The sequence below is a fragment of the Streptomyces abyssomicinicus genome, assembly GCF_008974245.1.
Classification (GTDB): domain Bacteria; phylum Actinomycetota; class Actinomycetes; order Streptomycetales; family Streptomycetaceae; genus Streptomyces; species Streptomyces abyssomicinicus.
Window position 1 is genome coordinate 18,484 of the sequence record NZ_BBZI01000013.1, and the last position, 18,713, is coordinate 37,196.

Here is an 18,713-nt window from a genome sequence, read left to right on the forward strand (position 1 = left end):
GGCGCCGACCCCTCCAGGGTGCCGGTGACGGGCCACCGGGCCTCCCCGGCGGCCCCGTGGGCCGTGTGGCGCCGCCGCAACCCTTGACCGAAAGAAACTTCCCCGATATTCGTGGCCCTTCGGAAGTTTCCTTCACCAAGGAAGGGGCGCACGTGAGCGACTCCAGCACGGGCTCGGCACATGTGGCAGGAAGCACCGCCTCAGGAAACACCGCTCGACCCTCCAGACGTACCGTTCTCGCCGCCACCGCCGGTGTCACCGCGGCCCTGGCGGTCGGCTCCCCCGCCCTCGCCTCGGACGGCACCGCGCCGGTGTCCGACCAGCGGCTGCGGGCGCTGATCTCCGGGATGACCCTGGAGGAGAAGGTCGGCCAGCTCTTCGTGATGCGGGTCTACGGCCACTCGGCGACCGCCCCTGACCAGGCGGACGTCGACGCCAACCTCCGGGAGATCGGCGTCCGCACCGCGGCCGAGCTGATCGAGAAGTACCGTCTGGGCGGCATCATCTACTTCGCCTGGGCGCACAACACGCGTGACCCCCACCAGATCGCCGACCTCTCCAACGGCATCCAGAAGGCCTCCCTGGACCTCCCGCGCGGGCTGCCGGTGCTGATCGCCACCGACCAGGAGCACGGCATCGTGGCCCGGGTCGGGAAGCCCGCCACCCTGCTGCCCGGCGCGATGGCGCTCGGCGCGAGCGGCTCCCGGTCCGACGCCAAGGCGCTGGGACGGGTCGCGGGCGCCGAGCTGGCCGCGCTGGGCATCCGGCAGAACTACTCGACCGTCTGCGACGTGAACGTCAACCCGGCCAACCCCGTGATCGGCGTGCGCTCGCTGGGCGCCGACCCGCAGGCCGCGGCCAGGCTGGCCGCCGCCGAGGTGGTCGGCTACCAGAACTCCGGGGTGGCGGCCACCGCCAAGCACTTCCCCGGCCACGGCGACACCGCCGTCGACAGCCACTACGGCTTCCCGATCATCACCCACAGCCGTGAGGAGTGGGAGGAGCTGGACGCCCCACCGTTCCGGGCGGCGATCCGGGCCGGCATCGACTCGATCATGACGGCCCATCTGATGGTGCCCGCGCTTGACCCGTCCGGTGATCCGGCCACCCTGTCCCGGCCGATCCTCACCGGCATCCTCCGCGAGGAGCTCGGCTACGACGGCGTGGTGGTCACCGACTCCCTCGGCATGCAGGGCGTGCGGAGCAAGTACGGCGACGCGCGGGTGGCGGTGATGGCGGTGCAGGCCGGCGTCGACCAGCTCCTCAACCCGCCGGACATCGGCGTCTCGTGGAACGCGGTACTGGACGCCGTCCGCAGCGGCGAGCTGTCCGAGGCGCGGCTTGAGGAATCGATCCTGCGCATTCTCCGGCTCAAGGCCAAGCTCGGTCTCTTCGACGACCCGTACGTCACCCACCACGGCGTGGACCGGGCGGTGGGCACGAACGCGCACTACAAGGCGGCCGAGCGGATCGCCGACAACACCACCACGCTGCTGGTCAACGAGGGCGGACTGCTGCCGCTCAACCGGCTGCGGCACCGCAGGGTCCTGGTGGTCGGCCCCGACCCGGCCTCCCCGTCGCTCTCCGACGGCCCCACCACCAAGGTGATCGCCGCCGCGCTGGCCGAGGCTGGCTTCACCACCACCGCCCGCACCACCGGCACCGCCCCCACCGCGACCGCCATCGCGGACGCGGTCACCGCCGCGGCCGACGCGGACGCGGTGGTCGTCGCCACCTACAACGTGACGGCGAGCAGCACCCAGAAGACGCTGGTGCAGCGGCTGCTGGAGACCGGGAGGCCGGTGGTCGTGCTGGCGGTGCGCAACCCGTACGACGTGGCGCACCTGCCCGGCGCCCGGGCGGTGCTGGCCTCGTACTCGTGGACCGACACGGAGGTACGGGCGGCCGCGCGGGTCATCGCCGGGCGGGTCTCGCCGAGCGGCAGGCTGCCGGTGCCGGTGCAGCGGGCCGACGCCCCCGCCGAGGTGCTCTTCCCGATCGGACACGGCCTGAGGTACTGAGGCGGCCCGGCCGGCCGGGACGGCTGACCGGTCCGGCCGGCCAGGACGGCTGACCGGTCCGACCGGCCGGACCGGAGTGCCGGGCCCCGTCGGCCGGTCCGGAGTGCCGGGCCCCGGATGACCGGACCGGAGTGCCGGTTCGACGTACCGGCCCGGCCGTCATCCGCCGTACGCGGCCTGCGCCCGTCATCGCCTCACGGGTACCGCCCGGCCCGAATCGTCCACGCGCACTGGCGTGGCCCGCTCCCCCGCGGGCACGCTGCTGCGGGGGGATGGGCCGATGCGACTGTCTGCTGTGGAGGTGGCGGGCGCGCTGCTGCTCGGCGCGGTGCTGACGGCGGGCTGCGCGCCGGCCTCGCCGGCCGGGGAGGGGCGGGTGTCCGCCCCGTCGTCGCCGGGAGCTGCGCCGACCGGGCACGGCCCGGTGTTCCTGGCGGTCGGCGAGTGCAGCTCGTCGGGCAGCAGGGGCTTCACCGAGGTGCCGTGCACCGGCGAGCGCGCGGTGGCCGAGGTGACGGCCCGGCACGAGGGGAGACCGGCCGCCGGTCCGGCGTGCCCGGCGACCACCGACTTCGTGCTGCACGTCAGCGACCGGCGGCCGGTCACCGACGAGGACGGCGACGGGGTCACCCCGCGGGGGTACGCCTGCATGCGCAACCTCCAGCCGCCGCATCCGGGCGACCCGGGCGGCGGTGGCGGTCCGCTGACGCTGGTCGGCGACTGCCTCTACGGCACCGGCGACGGTGAGGTCCGGGAGACGGCCTGCGACGGCGGCGGCGAGAACGCGCCCGAGTACGAGGTCACCCGTGCCGTGACCGGGCGAGACCGGTGCCCGCCGTCCACCGACCTCTACGTACGGCTGGGCGGCGACCGGCCGGTGGGCTGCGCGCGCGAGCTGTGACGACGCGACGGCCGCGCCGCGCGGGGCTTCCCCGCACGGCGCGGCCGGCCGCCGCCCGGTGACGTCAGGTCACGGGCGCAGGTTCCGCTCGCGCTCGACGTCCCGCCGGTCCAGCGTGGCGTCGAACTTCGCCAGCGGCTTCGCCCGCGACGGGTCCGCCTGGACGGCGGCGGACGCGACCCCGGCCCACTCGAGGATGCGCGCGGTGGCGAGCGCCTTCTCCTCGGGCACCAGGCCGGCCACGTTGGCGCCGTGGTTCATCCCCGGCGCGGTCAGCACGTAGGAGTCCTTCGCGCCCTTGCCCAGGTGGAACGGCTCGGCGCCCCACGGGTCGTTCTCGCCGTAGACGAACAGCATCTGACGGGCGTTCCTGCGCACCCAGTTGTCCACGTCGCGCATCGCCGACGGCTGGAACCGCATCGGGATGGAGCGCGGCACGAAGTTCCGCGGCGGCTGGTAGCCGTAGCGGATCAGCCCGTCCTCGATGTGCGGGAAGGTGATCGTGGGAGCGCCCAGCTGGGTGCCGGCCTGGTAGTAGTACGGCGTGTACGGGGTCAGGCCCTGGTCGGTGTAGGACGAGAACCCGGCGATCGTGTCGACCGAGTTCCAGATCTCCTCGTCGGTGGCCCTCGCGGCGTCGGCCGGGATCGACTCGCAGTCGGCGAGGGTGCTGTACTGCCAGAAGCCCCAGACGTAGTCGAGCACCACGGCCTCGTAGGCGTGGTCCATGGAGCCGATCGTGGTGAAGGTCCAGCCGTTGTCGGCCGCGGCCGCGGCGTAGCGCTCCAGCAGCGCGTCCCGGCGGACCAGCGCCTCGCGCTGCACGCCGTTGAGGCGGTCCCGGCACTCCTTGGTGCCGACGGTCTCGAAGAACTCGTCGTAGGCCGAGTCCTCCTTGTTCACCACGTCGTTGGGGGCGACGTAGGCGACGACGCCGTCCATGTCGCGCGGGTAGAACCGCTCGTAGTAGGTGGCGGTCATGCCGCCCTTCGAGCCGCCGGTGGACAGCCAGTTCCCGCCGTAGAGCGGCTTGAGCGCCCGGTAGATGCGGTGCTGGTCGCTGGCCGCCTGCCAGATGTCCAGGTCCGACCAGTCGGCCGGGTCCGGGCGGGACGGCGTGAAGAAGCGGTACTCCATGGAGACCTGGTTGCCGTCGATGATCTGGGTGGGCTCACGGCGGCTCGGGGTGGTGGAGACGCCGTAGCCGCCGGTGTGGAAGACCGTCGGGCGGGAGACGTCCTTGTGCAGCACGGTGATGCGCTGCTGGAACGTTCCCCTGGACGGGTCGCGGTGGTCCACCGGCTGGGTGTAGTTCAGCACGAAGAAGCGGTAGCCGGTGTACGGCTTCTCCTGGATCAGGCTCATCCCGGGTATCGCGAGGAGCCGGTCCAGTATGTCCGCCTCGGCCGTCGTGGCCGTCGTGACCTGGGCGGTTGCCGTGGTGGTGGCGACGGCTCCGGGCTGGACGGCGGTGGCCGTCCCCGCCGTGCCCAGTGTGCCCATCAGCACGCCGAGTGCCGTCGCTCCTCTGAGCGCCTTGCGCATGCACCCTCCCCTGGAGACATAGGTGGCCCGAACCTACCCGCGCCACCTCCGCGCCACCAGAGCCGTACCCCCGACTCCCGCCTCTCCCTGACCCCACCTCACCTCTCCGCCCCCCAGCGACAGTCACCCCCGTGGACCCACGCCCCGCGAACCCGCGGGCAACAGGGCCAGGTGTCACCCGCGGCCGGCGGCGGGAGCATGCCCCGACCGCCCTACGGGCGGGCGGGCCGGCCCAGGCAGGCACACGGAGCCGCACCGCCGCACCTGCGGGCGCACGCCTCGCCGTCCCGCGGGCGGCCGGGCCGCACCCCACCGCCCTGCGGTCACCGCGCCACACCCCGCCGCCGTTCTGCGGGCGGCTGGGCCACACCCCACAGTCCCGCGGTGACCGCGCTACACCCGCCGCTCTGCGGGCGGCTGGGCCGCCCAGGGGGCGATGGGGGTCCCCCCTGCTCGAGCGAAGCCGAGAGCTTGGGGGAGGGCGGGCGCAGGGCGGCGCCGTACGCGGCGAGCGGTCCCATCCACCAAGCCCAAGCGGGCGGCGCCGTACACGGCGTGACCTCACTGCGGCGTGCACAAGCCGGGCCCCGGCGGACAGCACTGTTCATCCCCCGACCCGCCCCCTTCCCAAGGGGCTCAACTTCCGCGGAGCGAGCCGTCACGTGCGCACGTGAGGCCTGCGCCCACCCTCCCCCAAGCTCTCGACTTCGCTCGAGCAGGGGGCACCCCCATCGCCCTTGGCGGCACGATTGCCCGCAGACGGAAGGGCGGGAGCTCCGCGCCGCACGGCGGCACGGCTGGTCGCAGGGGGTGGGGACGGGGAAGGTGGGTCAGTGGGGGTCGGGGGCGGGTTCGGGGGTGCCGATGAAGGTCTGCCAGAGGGCGGCGTACCGCCCACCACGGACCAGCAACTCGTCGTGCGTACCGTCCTCGGCAACCCGCCCGTGATCCATGACGATCACCCGGTCCGCCCGCGCCGCGGTGGTGAGCCGGTGGGCCACCACCAACGTGGTCCGCCGCCCGGCCAGCTTCTCCGTCGCCGCGTTCACCTGCGCCTCCGTGGCGAGATCCAGCGCCGCCGTCGCCTCGTCGAGCAGCAGCACGTCCGGATCCACCAGCTCGGCCCGCGCCAGCGCGATCAGCTGCCGCTGGCCCGCCGACAGGTTCCGTCCGCGCTCGGCGACCTCGTGCAGGTAGCCGCCCTCCAGCGTGGCGATCATCTCGTGCGCCCCGACCGCACGCGCCGCCGCCTCGACCTCCGCGTCGGTGGCGTCCGGCCGCCCGTAGGCGATGGCGTCGCGCACCGTGCCGGGGAAGAGGTACGCCTCCTGCGGCACGACGCCGAGCCGCCGCCGGTACGCCGTGAGATCGAGTTCCCGCAGGTCGCGACCGTCGACGGTGACCCGCCCGGAGGTCGGGTCGTAGTAGCGGGCGACCAGCTTCACCAGCGTGGACTTTCCGGCGCCGGTCTCGCCCACGAACGCGACCGTCTGCCCGGCGGGGATGCGCAGACCGATCCCGGTCAGCGCGTTCCCGCCCGCGCTCGACCCCTCCGCGTCGCCCGGGCCGCCCGCACCGCCCGCACCGCCGTACGCGAAGTGGACGTCGTCGAAGACGATCTCCCCCCGCAGCTCCCGCACCGGCACCGGCCGCTCCGCGGCCTCGGTGGAGGTCGGCTCCCGCAGCAGTTCCTGGACGCGCCCCAGCGAGACGGTGGCCTGCTGGTAGCCGTCGAAGACCTGGGAGAGCTGCTGCACCGGGGCGAAGAACAGGTCGATGTAGAGCAGGTAGGCGACCAGCGCCCCCGCGGTGAGCGTGCCCGCGGCGATCCGCCCGGCGCCCACCCACAGCACCGCCGCCGAAGCGACCGTGGCGAGGAACTGCACGAACGGGAAGTACACCGAGATCAGCCACTGGCCCCGGATCCGCGCCCGCCGGTACAGGTCGCTGCGGGCGGTGAACCGCTCGCCGCCGGAACGCTCCCGGCCGAACGCCTGGAGGATGCGTAGTCCGGCGACCGACTCCTGGAGGTCGGCGTTGACCGTGGAGACCCGCTCGCGGGCCAGTTCGTACGCCTTCACGCTGGCGCGGCGGAAGAAGTACGTCGCGACGATCAGCGGCGGCAGCGTCGCGAAGACGACCAGGGCCAGTTCGACGTCGAGCACCAGCAGGGCGCCCATGATGCCGAAGAAGGTGACCACCGACACGAACGCGGTGACCAGGCCGGTCTGCAGGAAGGTCGCCAGCGCGTCGACGTCGGTGGTCATCCGCGTCATGATCCGGCCGGTCAGCTCGCGCTCGTAGTAGTCCAGGCCGAGCCGCTGGAGCTGGGAGAAGATCTTCAGCCGGAGCGCGTAGAGCACCCGTTCGCCGGTGCGGCCGGTCATCCGCATCTCGCCGATCTGCGCCGCCCACTGGGCGAGCACCACGGCGAGCGCCACCAGTGACGCCGCCCAGACGCCGCCGAGCGCGGCCCGCTGGACGCCGTCGTCGATGCCGTTGCGGATCATCACCGGGAGCAGCAGGCCGGTGCCGGCGTCGATCGCGACCAGCAGGAGGCTGACCGCCAGCGGTGCGCCGAAGCCGCGGAGCAGGCGGCGGAGGTTGTACTCCTTCTCCGGCCGGACCGCGCGTTCCTCGTCGACGTCGGGGGTGTCGGTGGCCGGGGGCAGGGCGTCGACCTTGGCCAGCAGTTCGGGCGTGGCGGGCATGCCCTCCAAGGCGGCGTCGCGTGGTTCGCGGTCGCCGGTCCACAGGCGGGGGGTGACGCCGCGCTCGGCGTCGAACTCGGCGTCCAGTTCGTCGCGGACGGTGGTGTCGGTGGCCTCGGCGTCGGGTTCCCCGGCGGCCGCGCGGACGTGGCCCGGGGAGACTCCGCCGAGTTCGTCGGGGTCGGTGAGCAGGCCCCGGTAGAGGGCGCAGCGCTCGGTCAGCTCGTCGTGCGTGCCGATGTCGGCGAGGCGGCCGGCGTCGAGGACGGCGATCCGGTCGGCGAGGTTGAGGGTGGAGCGGCGGTGGGCGATCAGCAGGGTCGTCCGGCCCTCCATGACGTGGCGCAGCGCCTCGTGGATCTCGTGCTCGACGCGGGCGTCGACGGCGGAGGTGGCGTCGTCGAGGACCAGCAGGCGCGGGTCGGTGAGGATGGCGCGGGCGAGTGCGACGCGCTGGCGCTGGCCGCCGGAGAGGGTGAGGCCGTGCTCCCCGACCTTGGTGGCGTAGCCGTCGGGGAGCGCCGCGATGAAGTCGTGGGCCTGCGCCGCGCGGGCGGCCCGCTCGATCTCCTCGTCCGTCGCCTCCGGGCGGCCGTAGGCGATGTTGTCGCGCACCGACTCGGAGAAGAGGAACGAATCCTCGGGCACCAGTCCGATCGCGTCGCGCAGCGACTGGAGGGTCAGCTCGCGCACGTCGTGGCCGCCGATCCTGACCCGGCCGCCGGTGACGTCGTAGAAGCGGGGCAGCAGCAGCGAGACCGTGGACTTGCCGGAGCCGGAGGTGCCGACCACGGCGAGGGTCTCGCCGGGGCGGACGGTGAACGACAGCCCGTCGAGGACGGGGCGGGTGTCGTGGTAGGCGAAGGAGACGTCCTCGAACTCGACGGTGGCGGCCGCGTCGGCGGGCAGCTCGGCCGTGCCGTCCGGGAACGACGGCTCGGTGTCGATCAGCTCCAGCACGCGTTCGGTGCCGGCCCGGGCCTGCTGGCCGACGGTGAGGACCATGGCGAGCATGCGGACCGGGGACACCAGCTGGGCCAGGTAGGCGGAGAAGGCGACGAAGGTGCCGAGCGTGATGTGGCCCTCCACCGCCAGCCAGCCGCCGAGGGCCAGCATGGCGACCTGCCCGAGCGCGGGCACCGCCTGGAGGGCGGGGGTGTACGTGGCGTTGAGCTTGATGGTGCGCAGCCGGCCGGCGAAGAGCCGGCGGCCGACGGCGCGCAGCTTGCCGGTCTCCTGGTCCTCCTGGCCGAAGCCCTTCACCACGCGGACGCCGGTGACCGCCCCGTCGACCACGCCGGCCACCGCGGCTGCCTGGGCCTGGGCGTACCAGGTGGCCGGGTGCAGCTTGGTGCGGCTGCGGCGGGCGATCCACCACAGGGCGGGGGCGACCGCGACCGCGACGGCGGTCAGCGGGAGGGAGAGGGCGGCCATCACGCCCAGGGAGATCAGGAAGAGCAGGATGTTGCCGATCGTCATGGGCAACATGAACAGTAGGCCCTGGATCAGCTGGAGGTCGCTGGTCGCCCGCCCGACCACCTGGCCGGTGGACAACTCGTCCTGGCGGCGGCCGTCGAGGCGGGTGATGGTGCGGTACATGTCGGTGCGCAGGTCGTGCTGCACGTCGAGGGCGAGGCGTCCGCCGTAGTAGCGGCGGATGTACGTCATCACGTAGACGACGAACGCGGCGCCGACGAGCAGGCCCGCCCAGGTGGCCATCTCCCGGGTGCGGTCGCCGATCACGTCGTCGATGATCACCTTGGTGATCAGCGGGATCAGCGCCATGACCGCCATGCCGGCCAGGGAGGAGCCCAGGGCGAGTATCACGTCCTTGGGGTGCCGCCAGGCGTACGCCCCCAGCCGGCGTGCCCAGCCGGGACCGCCGCTCTCCTGTTGCCGCTCCGTCACTCGGGGTGCCCTCCGCCGGTCCTGATCTGCCTCCAGGCACCAACCACGGACGATGCGGATTTCATCCCTCCGCAACAATTGGCCGTGACCGCCCGCATCGGCACGGTGACCGGACGACCGCGTGGGCCACCCGGGCGGAGGCGGCCGCACAAGTTTCGGACGCCGGTTCGAAACCTGTGGACAATCCCCAGGACGCGCGGGGCGGGGTCCATCAGAATGGGTGACATGCCGATACCCGGGACCCCGACACCCAGCCGTGACGAGCTGATCGAGCACCTCGTGCGCACCCGTATCGCGGGGGACGTCGCCACGCCGCGTGAGAACAACCTGTCCCACTACCGCGCCCTCGCCAACGGCGACCGCTACTACTGGTTCGGTCTGGAGTTCGGCGACCGCTGGGCCGACGAGCAGGACGTGCTGGCCGTGATGGCGGAGCGGGTGGGGGTGGACGACGACCCGGCGCACCGGGCCGGGCAGGACACCATCGACCCGGAGCTGACCGTGGCCGGGCTGGAGCGGATGGCGGCCCGGCTGCGGAAGGCGGCGGAGGACGGGCAGCGGGTGCTGCTGGCCACCGGGCACCCGGGCGGTCTGCTGGACGTCCACCGGGCCACGGCGGCCGCCCTGCGCGCGGCGGGCTGCGAGATCGTGGTGATCCCGGAGGACCTCGGCACGGTGGAGGGCCGGGTGGTCCAGTTCGCCGACGTGGCCGTGGTGGAGCGCGGTGCCAGCCTGTGGCACACGCACTCGGGCGACCCGATGCGGGCCATCCTCTTCGCGCTGGCCGAGGACGGCCGTCCGCTGCCCGACCTGGTGGTCGCCGACCACGGCTGGGCGGGGGCGGCGGCCCAGCACGGCGTGGACGCGGTGGGCTACGCGGACTGCAACGACCCCGCGCTGTTCGTGGCCGAGGCGGAGGGCACCCTCCAGGTGGCCGTGCCGCTCGACGACCATGTCCACAGCCCCCGGTACTACGACCCGATGACCGCCTACCTGCTGAGCGAGGCCGGCCTCTACGAGGGCTGACCCGGGCCAGGCCTCCACGAGGTTGACCCGGGCCTCCTCTTCGAGGGCTGCCCCGGGCCCCTTCCACGCGCGGGCGTCGGGTCCAGGTACACCCGGCTGATCACCGGGAACACCTCCCGCAGCCGCCGTTCGGCCGCCTCGCAGGCCCACTCGACCTCGGCCGCGGTGGAGACGTCCCGGAAGTCGACCTTGGCGGCGACCAGGGCCTCCCGCGGCCCCTGGAGCAGCGTGGTGAGCTCCAGGACCTCCTCGATGTGCGGCACCGCCCGCAGCTCGGCGCGGATGCCGTCCCGTACCGCGGGCGGCAGCGGGCGGCCCACCAGCAGCTCGGCGTTGGAGCGTCCCAGCACCCACGCGACGTACAGCAGCAGCGCGCCGATCAGCAGCGAGGCCACGCCGTCCCACACACCGGACCCGGTGAGCTGCCCGCCCAGCAGGCCGAGCGCCGCCAGCGTCAGTCCCACGAGGGCGGCGGTGTCCTCCATGACCACGGCCTTGACCGCGGTGTCGGGGGTGTGGCGCAGGTACCGCCCCATGCTCGCCCCGTACCGCCGGGCCTCGGCCCGGGTCTGCCGCAGGCCGGTGCGCAGCGAGACCCCCTCCAGGACGAACGCCACGGCCAGCACGATGTAGGAGACCAGCGGGTCGCCCAGGTCCTCGCCCTTCACCAGGGTGTGGACGCCGTCGTAGAGGGAGAAGACCGCCCCGCCGACGAAGGTGGCGACGGCGGCCAGCAGCGCCCAGATGTACCGTTCCGGGCCGTGGCCCAGCGGGTGCGCCTGGTCGGCCGGTTTCTCGCTGCGCCGCAGCGCGGTGAGCAGCAGCAGCTCCGTGACGGTGTCGGCGACCGAGTGGGCGGCCTCCGAGAGCATCGCGCTCGATCCGCTGATCACCCCGGCCACCGCCTTGGCGAGGGCGATGCCGAGGTTGGCCGCGGCGGCGACGATCACCGTGACGGTGCTCTCCCCGCCGCCCTCGGAGGACGCCTCGGCCGTGCTGCCCGGAAGGTTCGGCATGTGCCGATTCTCGCCCGCGGACCCGGGGCGCGCTTCCGCGCGGACCCCGCGGTGCGGGGCGCGGTGCGGGGCGGCCGACCGCGACCGCCCCGCACACCACCGGCTCCGTCCGGCTCCGTCCGGCTCGGCTCGGCTCAGCTCGGCTCAGCTCGGCTCAGCTCAGCGGGACCTTCCGCGCGTCGGACGGCACGACCGCCGCGTCGACGGTCTCCGGCACCAGCGTCCTCCCCGGCGCGAAGGACCGCATCGGCCCCTGCACCGGCAGGTTCAGCGTGGTGGCGCCCAGGTCGATCCGGTACGCCGAGGCGGCGCCGTCGACCCGGACCGTCCCGCCGTCGTAGCTGGTGACGACCAGCCCGAGCTGGTGTCCGGCCGGGACCAGGACGTCGTTGGTCTGCAGCTCCACGGTCAGGGCGTGCTCCCCGCCGCCCGCCAGGCGGGCCCAGCCGCGGCCGAGGACCTGCAGGTCGGACTGCTCGGTGCGCCGCTCGACGTCGCGGTAGCAGGCGTCGTCCACGGCGGAGGAGGCGCCCCAGCAGGACTCGGTGGTCAGGGTGCGTGCCCCGTCGCCGGAGGCGGAGACGCGCTGGGCCGGCCCGTAGTCGACCAGGGCGACCGCGAGCTGCCCGGTGGGCGCGCCGGTGGTGACCGTCGTGGTGAGCGAGGCGGGTCCGGACAGGCGCAGGTCGTCGGCCAGCCGACCGGTGGTGAAGAGGAGGCGGGAGTCCGAGGCGCCGGATCCCAGCATCTGCGCGAGCCGGCCGCCGGGGTTGTTGGTCCAGGTGGCCTCCCCCTTCTTCCCCCGCGCGCCCAGCGCCAGGGTGCCGTCCGTCCCCGGCCGCAGCGCGGCGACGCGGTCGGTCACCGGCCACGTCCCGGAGTGGACGACCCGGCCCGGGGCGATCTCGGCGCGCACCGGCGGCTCCTCGGTGATGCCGTTGTCGACGCCGTACAGCTCGTGGTCGAACCAGCGGTGCAGGGTCTCGACCCACTCGGCCCGGTCGGAGTCGAACGGGTCCACGTGGCCCAGCCGGGTCAGGAACAGCTTGCGCGCGACCCCGTGCTCGCCCAGCGCCTCCCACCAGCGGGAGAAGTTCTGGGTGTCCACGTTGGTGTCCTGCAGGCCGTGGGCGATCAGCGCGGAGGCCCGGACCCGGGAAGCGTCGCCCAGGGTGCCCTCGCGGTAGTCGCGCTCGTCCCAGAAGGCGGTGTGCTCACCGGTCTCGTCGGCCGCGTCGGCCCGCATCCGGGCGAGCTGCGCGGAGCAGTCGACGTCCAGCAGGCGGCCGCCGGCCACGTAGGTCGACAGGTAGTTCGGGTAGCCGTAGGAGACGGGCAGCCCCTGCCAGCGGTCGTAGTCGTACCAGGAGCTGATCGCGCCGATCGGCACGATCGTCTCCAGGCCCTCGGCGCCCAGGGCGGCGACGCCGTTGGCGAGCGTGCCGTCGTAGGACTTGCCGATCATGCCGGTGGCGCCGGTGGTCCAGTACGCGTCCGCCGGGGAGCCGTCGGCGAAGGACGCCGTGGCGTTGCCGTTCAGCCAGTCGACGGCCGCCTTGGCGGACAGGATGTCCGAGCGTCCGCCCTGGTCGACACAGCCGGTGGAGCGGCCGGTGCCGGCCATGTCCACCTGGACCACCGCGTAGCCGCGCGGCACGAACCAGTTGTCGTACCAGAGCGGGAAGGACTCGATGGTGCCGTCCGCGTCGTAGGTCTTCTTCTCGCTCTCGTTGCCGCGGCCGCAGCAGGAGTAGTAAGGACTGGCGTCCATGATCACCGGAACCCGCTCGACGCCGTCGAGTTCGGCGGGGCGGATGACGTCCACGGCTATCCGCTCCCCCGAGCCGTCGCCGTCGAGGTCGGGGGCCTCGACCCAGACCGACTCCTTGATCGCCTTCGCGTAGTCGTGCACCGGGGCGGTCCCGCCGTCCGCGCCCAGCCGGGCGCCGGTGCCGGCGAGCGGGACGGTCTCCGCCACCACCGCGGCGGCGTCCGGCGTGGCGGTGGCCGAGGGAGCGGCCACCAGGGCGCCGAGCAGCAGGGCCGCCGTGGTGACCACTCCGGCGGCGAGGCGCGGGCGGTGCCGGTGCCGGTGCCCCGGTCTCGTGGTCCGGGTCGTGCGCGCTGCGGGCAGATCCATACCGTCGGCTCCTTCTCACGGGGACGGACTCACCGGGCGCACCGATCCTGAGGGCTCGTCATGTCCGTTCCGGCTCTGACTCGTTACCTGAGCGTCAATACCGGCCATGGAGTGGACACGTCAATGGAACGGACGACGAAGCCCCGCCACACCGGCCTTGCGGCGGTGACGGGGCTTCGGTGCGCGGGCGGGGTGCCCGCCGTGGGCGGGTGGGCCTCCCGGGGGGCGGGATGCCGGGGCGTCAGCGGGGGACCCGCACCACGCCCTCCTGGATGACGGAGATGGCGAGCCGGCCGTCCCGGGTGTAGATGCGCGCCTGGCCGAGTCCGCGCCCGCCGGAGGCGGACGGCGACTCCTGGTCGTAGAGCAGCCACTCGTCGGCCCGGAACGGGCGGTGGAACCACATGGCGTGGTCCAGGGAGGCGCCCACCACGTCCCCGGCCGCCCAGCCGCCGCGTCCGTGCGCGAGGAGCACGGAGTCCAGCAGACTCATGTCGGAGACGTAGGTGGCGAGGCAGACGTGCATCAGCGGGTCGTCGAGGGACCCGTCGAGCTTGCCGGCGGTGCGGAACCAGACCTGGGAGCGGGGCTCCCGCGGCTCGCCCACACTGCCCCACGGCGGCGGATTGACGTACCGCAGGTCCACCGCGGCGCGCGCGGCCACCATCCGTTCGAGCATCTCCGGCGAGGCGTAGGCGTCCGCGTAGCGCGGCATCATCTCCTCGAACGTCGGCAGCGTCTCCGGGTCCGGGACCTCGGGCATCGCCGTCTGGTGGTCCAGCCCCTCCTCGTACGCCTGGAACGACGCCGAGAGGTGGAAGATCGGCCGGCCGTGCTGGATGGCGACCACCCGGCGGGTGGTGAAGGAGCGTCCGTCGCGGATGCGGTCGACGTCGTAGACGATGGGGGCGCCCGGGTCCCCGGCGACCAGGAAGTACGCGTGCAGCGAGTGCGCGAACCGGTCGGCGGGGACGGTGCGTCCCGCGGCGATCAGCGCCTGGGCCGCCACCTGTCCCCCGAACACCCGGGGGACGACGGCGAACCTGGACCGACCGCGGAAGATGTCGCGCTCGATCTGCTCGAGGTCGAGCAGATCGAGCAGCGACTGCAGTGCCTGACTCATGTCGTCAGTGGTACCGGACAGAGTTTTCGCAGACCTTACAGACCCATGTCCTTGGCGATGATCGTCTTCATGATCTCGCTGGTACCGCCGTAGATGCGGTTCACCCGGTTGTCCGCGTACAGGCGGGCGATCGGGTACTCGTTCATGTAGCCGTAGCCGCCGTGCAGCTGGAGGCAGCGGTCGATCACGCGGTGCGCGACCTCGGTGCAGAACAGCTTGGCGGAGGCGGCCTCGGCGGCGGTCAGCTCGCCGGCGTCCAGGGCCTCCAGGGCGCGGTCGGCGACGGCCTCGGCCGCGTCCACCTCGGCCTTGCAGGCGGCCAGCTCGAACTTGGTGTTCTGGAAGGCGGCGACCGGCTGGCCGAAGACCGTGCGGTCCTGGGTGTACTTCTTGGCGAAGTCCACCGCGGCCTTGGCCTGGGCGTACGCGCCGAAGGCGATGCCCCAGCGCTCGGAGGCCAGGTTCTTGCCGAGGTAGTAGAAGCCCTTGTTCTCCTCGCCCATCAGGTCCTCGACCGGCACCTTGACGTCGACGAACGCCAGCTCGGCGGTGTCGGAGGTGCGCAGGCCCAGCTTGTCCAGCTTGCGGCCGATCGAGTAGCCCTCGGACTTGGTGTCGACGGCGAAGAGGGAGATGCCGTGGCGGCGGTCCTCGGCGGTGGCCGGGGCGGTGCGGGCGCAGACGATCACCTTGTCGGCGTGGACGCCACCGGTGATGAAGGTCTTGGCGCCGTTGAGGACGTAGTGGGTGCCGTCCTCGGAGAGCTTTGCGGTGGTCTTCATGCCGGCGAGGTCGGAACCGGTGCCCGGCTCGGTCATCGCGATGGCCCACATCTCCTCGGCGGAGACGAACTTCGGCAGCCAGCGCTTCTTCTGGTCCTCGGTGGCCAGCATCTTGATGTACGGCAGGGCGAGCAGCACGTGCACGCCGGAGCCGCCGAAGGTGACGCCCGCGCGGGCGGTCTCCTCGTACTGGATGGCCTCGAACTTGTGGGTGTCCAGGCCGGCCCCGCCGAACTCCTCGTCGACGTTGATGCCGAAGAGGCCCAGCTCGGCGAGCTTGTAGTAGAACTCGCGGGGCACGATGCCCGCCTGGAACCACTCGTCGTAGACCGGGACGACCTCGGCCTCGATGAAGGCGCGCAGGGTCTCCCGGAACGCCTCGTGATCCTCGTTGAACACCGTACGGCGCACCGCCGCCACCTCCGCCTTCGTCCTGGCTGCTTGTCGCTTCCGAGCAGCGCGATCTAGCTAAGCGCTTGCTCAGTCTTTACCGTACCGGCGAGTAGGACACTCGTCCAGAGATGCACCGCCGAACGGGTCCGTAACGCTGATCACGCCACACCGACCCACCCGCCGGACGGCCCGGGGAGCACCCGCACGGCACGAGCCGCCCCGGCGGACGGATGGGCCCCCGCGGGCGACGGGGCGGCACCCGAGCTCGGGCGAAGCCGAGGGACTCCGGTCAGGCCCCTTGGACGAGAGGGGCGCGGCCGGCACCCCACGCACGCGACGGCCCGCCTCACCGCGGACCGGCCACGGCCGCCTGGGGCACCCGCCCGGACGGCCGCCGGGCACACCCGCCCGGGCATGCCGGTCCGCCTCACCACAGGCCCGACGCCAACCCCGGCCGCCGGGGGCACCCGCCGCACGGACGGTCACGCGGCCACGGACCGGCACCCCGGCCGCGACCCCGCCGCACCGTCACGCCCGACGGCCCGCAGCCAGCCGCGGCGGCCCGCGACCGCTCACGCGAAGCCGAGGGCCGGGCGCAGGCTCCCTGACCGAGGGGGGACGCGACCGCATGCGGCGCCGTACGCGCGCGACAGCCCGACCTCACCGCAGACCGCCCGCGGCCGCACGGCCGCCGGGCACACCCGCCCGGACGTGACGGTCACGCGGCCACGGACCGGCCCCGGCCGCGACCCCGCCGCACCGTCACCCCCGACGGCCCGCGGCGGCCCGCGGCGGTTCGCGACCGCTCGCGCGGCGAGGGGTCAGGCCTTGGCCGCGGCCTCCGCGGCGGAGGCGAAGGCCCCCCGGGCCATCGCGTGCAGCAGCGCGGCCGTGGCCGCCCGCCCCGGCAGCTTGGGCCGGCTGAGGTGCGGCGTCGAGTTCAGCAGCCCGAAGACGGCGTGCACCGCCGCCCGCGCCGGCGGCTCCGCCAGCCGCGGGTGGACGTCGCGGACGACCTCCACCCACAGCTCGACGTACTGCCGCTGGAGCTGCCGCACCAGCTTGCGGTCGCTGTCCCGCAGGCGGTCCAGCTCGCGGTCGTGCAGGGTGATCAGCGGGCGGTCGTCGAGCGCGAAGTCGATGTGCCCCTCGATCAGCGAGTCGAGGACCGCCCCGGGGCCGCCCTCGGCCACGGCCCCGGCCTCTTCCACCCGCCGCCTGCCGCCCGTGAGGAGCTGACCGCTGATGCCCACCAGCAGCTCCGCGAGCATCGCGTCCTTGCCGGGGAAGTGCCGGTACAGGCCGGGGCCGCTGATGCCCACGGCAGCGCCTATCTCGTCGACGCCGACGCCGTGGAAGCCGCGTTCGGCGAAGAGCCGCGCGGCCTCCTTGAGGATCTGCTCACGGCGGGTCGAGGCGTCCGTCCTGGTGGCCATGCCATCAATTGTAGACAGAGCGGTTAGCGCTCGTTAACCTGAGGGAAATGGGTTAACGAGCGCTAACCTGAGGGAGCGCCTGATGGACGACGCACCGGAGCTGAAGAGCGCGGCGGATCCCGCCTCGGACGCCTGGAGGGCCAACGAAGCGGCCCACCGCGCCCTGGTGGAGGAGCTGCGGGCCAAGCTGGCCGCGGCCCGCCTGGGCGGGGGCGAGAAGGCCCGCGCGCGGCACACCGCGCGCGGCAAGCTGCTTCCCCGCGACCGGGTCGACACACTCCTCGACCCCGGTTCGCCCTTCCTGGAGCTGGCACCGCTCGCGGCGGACGGGATGTACGGCGGCCAGGCGCCCGCCGCGGGCGTGATCGCCGGCATCGGCCGGGTGAGCGGCCGCGAGTGCGTGGTCGTGGCCAACGACGCCACGGTCAAGGGCGGCACCTACTACCCGATGACGGTGAAGAAGCACCTGCGCGCCCAGGAGGTCGCGCTGGAGAACCGCCTGCCGTGCGTCTACCTGGTCGACTCCGGCGGCGCCTTCCTGCCGATGCAGGACGAGGTCTTCCCCGACCGCGAGCACTTCGGGCGCATCTTCTACAACCAGGCCCGGATGTCCGCGGCCGGCATTCCCCAGATCGCCTCGGTGATGGGCTCCTGCACGGCCGGCGGCGCCTACGTCCCGGCGATGAGCGACGAGGCGGTCATCGTCCGCAACCAGGGCACGATCTTCCTGGGCGGCCCCCCGCTGGTGAAGGCCGCCACCGGCGAGGTGGTGACGGCCGAGGAACTGGGCGGCGGCGAGGTGCACTCCCGGGTCTCCGGTGTCACCGACCACCTGGCCGAGGACGACCCGCACGCCCTGCGCATCGTGCGCACCATCGTCTCCACGCTGCCCGCCCGCCGGGAGATGCCGTGGCGGACGGTCCCGTCCGTCGAACCCAAGGCCGACCCGTACGGTCTCTACGGCGCGGTGCCGGTCGACTCGCGCACGCCGTACGACGCGCGCGAGATCATCGCCCGGATCGTCGACGGCTCGCGGTTCGCCGAGTTCAAGTCGGAGTTCGGGCAGACCCTGGTCACCGGCTTCGCCCGGATCCACGGCCACCCGGTCGGCATCGTCGCCAACAACGGCATCCTCTTCGCCGAGTCCGCCCAGAAGGGCGCCCACTTCATCGAGCTGTGCGACCAGCGCGGCATCCCGCTGGTGTTCCTGCAGAACATCTCCGGCTTCATGGTCGGCCGGGACTACGAGGCCGGCGGCATCGCCAAGCACGGCGCGAAGATGGTCACGGCGGTGGCCTGCACCCGGGTGCCCAAGCTGACCGTGGTGGTCGGCGGGTCGTACGGCGCGGGCAACTACTCCATGTGCGGGCGCGCCTATTCGCCGCGGTTCATGTGGATGTGGCCCAACGCCAAGATCTCCGTGATGGGCGGCGAGCAGGCCGCCTCGGTGCTGGCCACGGTCAAGCGGGACCAGCTGGAGGCGCGCGGCGAGGAGTGGCCGGCCGAGGAGGAGCAGTCCTTCAAGGACCCCATCCGCGCCCAGTACGAGGAGCAGGGGAACGCCTACTACGCGACGGCCCGCCTGTGGGACGACGGCGTGATCGACCCGCTGGACACCCGGCAGGTCCTGGGCCTGGCCCTGACCGCCTGCGGCAACGCCCCCCTGGGCGAGCCGAAGTTCGGCGTCTTCCGGATGTAAGGGGTGGGACAC

At 73.3% G+C, this 18,713-nt stretch carries 11 protein-coding genes; 4 read left to right on the forward strand and 7 right to left on the reverse strand.

Annotated features, from left to right (window positions below; genetic code table 11):
- Window positions 1-152 precede the first annotated feature (152 nt).
- Entirely contained in the window at window positions 153-2,021 is a 1,869-nt protein-coding gene (locus tag GBN72_RS29330; RefSeq protein ID WP_151774993.1) for a glycoside hydrolase family 3 protein, read from the forward strand.
- Window positions 2,022-2,301: 280 nt separating this feature from the next.
- Window positions 2,302-2,922, forward strand: a complete 621-nt coding sequence (locus GBN72_RS29335; RefSeq protein ID WP_151774994.1) for a hypothetical protein — start codon at window positions 2,302-2,304, stop codon at window positions 2,920-2,922.
- Window positions 2,923-2,991: 69 nt separating this feature from the next.
- Here GBN72_RS29335 and GBN72_RS29340 read toward each other — a convergent pair whose 3' ends face one another.
- Together GBN72_RS29340 and GBN72_RS29345 are read right to left on the reverse strand one after the other, a co-directional pair.
- Window positions 2,992-4,467, reverse strand: a complete 1,476-nt coding sequence (locus GBN72_RS29340; protein WP_151774995.1) for an alpha/beta hydrolase family protein — start codon at window positions 4,465-4,467, stop codon at window positions 2,992-2,994.
- An 830-nt stretch (window positions 4,468-5,297) separates the two neighbouring features.
- Window positions 5,298-9,086: an ABC transporter ATP-binding protein gene (locus GBN72_RS29345; protein ID WP_151774996.1), complete on the reverse strand. Its 3,789-nt coding sequence runs from the start codon at window positions 9,084-9,086 to the stop codon at window positions 5,298-5,300.
- A 225-nt stretch (window positions 9,087-9,311) separates the two neighbouring features.
- Here GBN72_RS29345 and GBN72_RS29350 point away from each other — a divergent pair, with 225 nt between their 5' ends.
- On the forward strand, window positions 9,312-10,112 hold the full coding sequence (locus GBN72_RS29350; RefSeq protein WP_151774997.1) for a phosphatase: 801 nt from the start codon (window positions 9,312-9,314) through the stop codon (window positions 10,110-10,112).
- On the opposite strand, the gene GBN72_RS29355 is transcribed toward GBN72_RS29350, so the two are convergent.
- The 5 genes from GBN72_RS29355 to GBN72_RS29375 form a co-directional block, all read right to left on the reverse strand.
- Complete coding sequence (locus tag GBN72_RS29355; protein WP_151774998.1) at window positions 10,100-11,128, reverse strand: cation diffusion facilitator family transporter; 1,029 nt, start codon at window positions 11,126-11,128, stop codon at window positions 10,100-10,102. The two genes, GBN72_RS29350 and GBN72_RS29355, sit on opposite strands and share 13 nt — an antisense overlap.
- A gap of 154 nt (window positions 11,129-11,282) precedes the next feature.
- Window positions 11,283-13,268: a CocE/NonD family hydrolase gene (locus tag GBN72_RS29360; protein WP_151774999.1), complete on the reverse strand. Its 1,986-nt coding sequence runs from the start codon at window positions 13,266-13,268 to the stop codon at window positions 11,283-11,285.
- Window positions 13,269-13,509: 241 nt separating this feature from the next.
- Entirely contained in the window at window positions 13,510-14,391 is an 882-nt protein-coding gene (locus tag GBN72_RS29365) for an acyl-CoA thioesterase (RefSeq protein ID WP_151775000.1), read from the reverse strand.
- 35 nt (window positions 14,392-14,426) lie between these two features.
- A complete protein-coding gene (locus GBN72_RS29370; RefSeq protein ID WP_151775001.1) occupies window positions 14,427-15,584 on the reverse strand; it encodes an acyl-CoA dehydrogenase family protein in 1,158 nt (385 codons plus the stop codon).
- Between the two features lie 803 nt (window positions 15,585-16,387).
- Window positions 16,388-17,002 (reverse strand): SACE_7040 family transcriptional regulator, encoded by a 615-nt coding sequence (locus tag GBN72_RS29375; protein WP_151775002.1) that lies wholly within the window; start codon window positions 17,000-17,002, stop codon window positions 16,388-16,390.
- Window positions 17,003-17,084: 82 nt separating this feature from the next.
- On the opposite strand from GBN72_RS29375, the gene GBN72_RS29380 reads away from it, so the two are divergent.
- A complete protein-coding gene (locus tag GBN72_RS29380; RefSeq protein ID WP_151775003.1) occupies window positions 17,085-18,701 on the forward strand; it encodes a carboxyl transferase domain-containing protein in 1,617 nt (538 codons plus the stop codon).
- The last annotated feature ends 12 nt before the right edge of the window (window positions 18,702-18,713 follow it).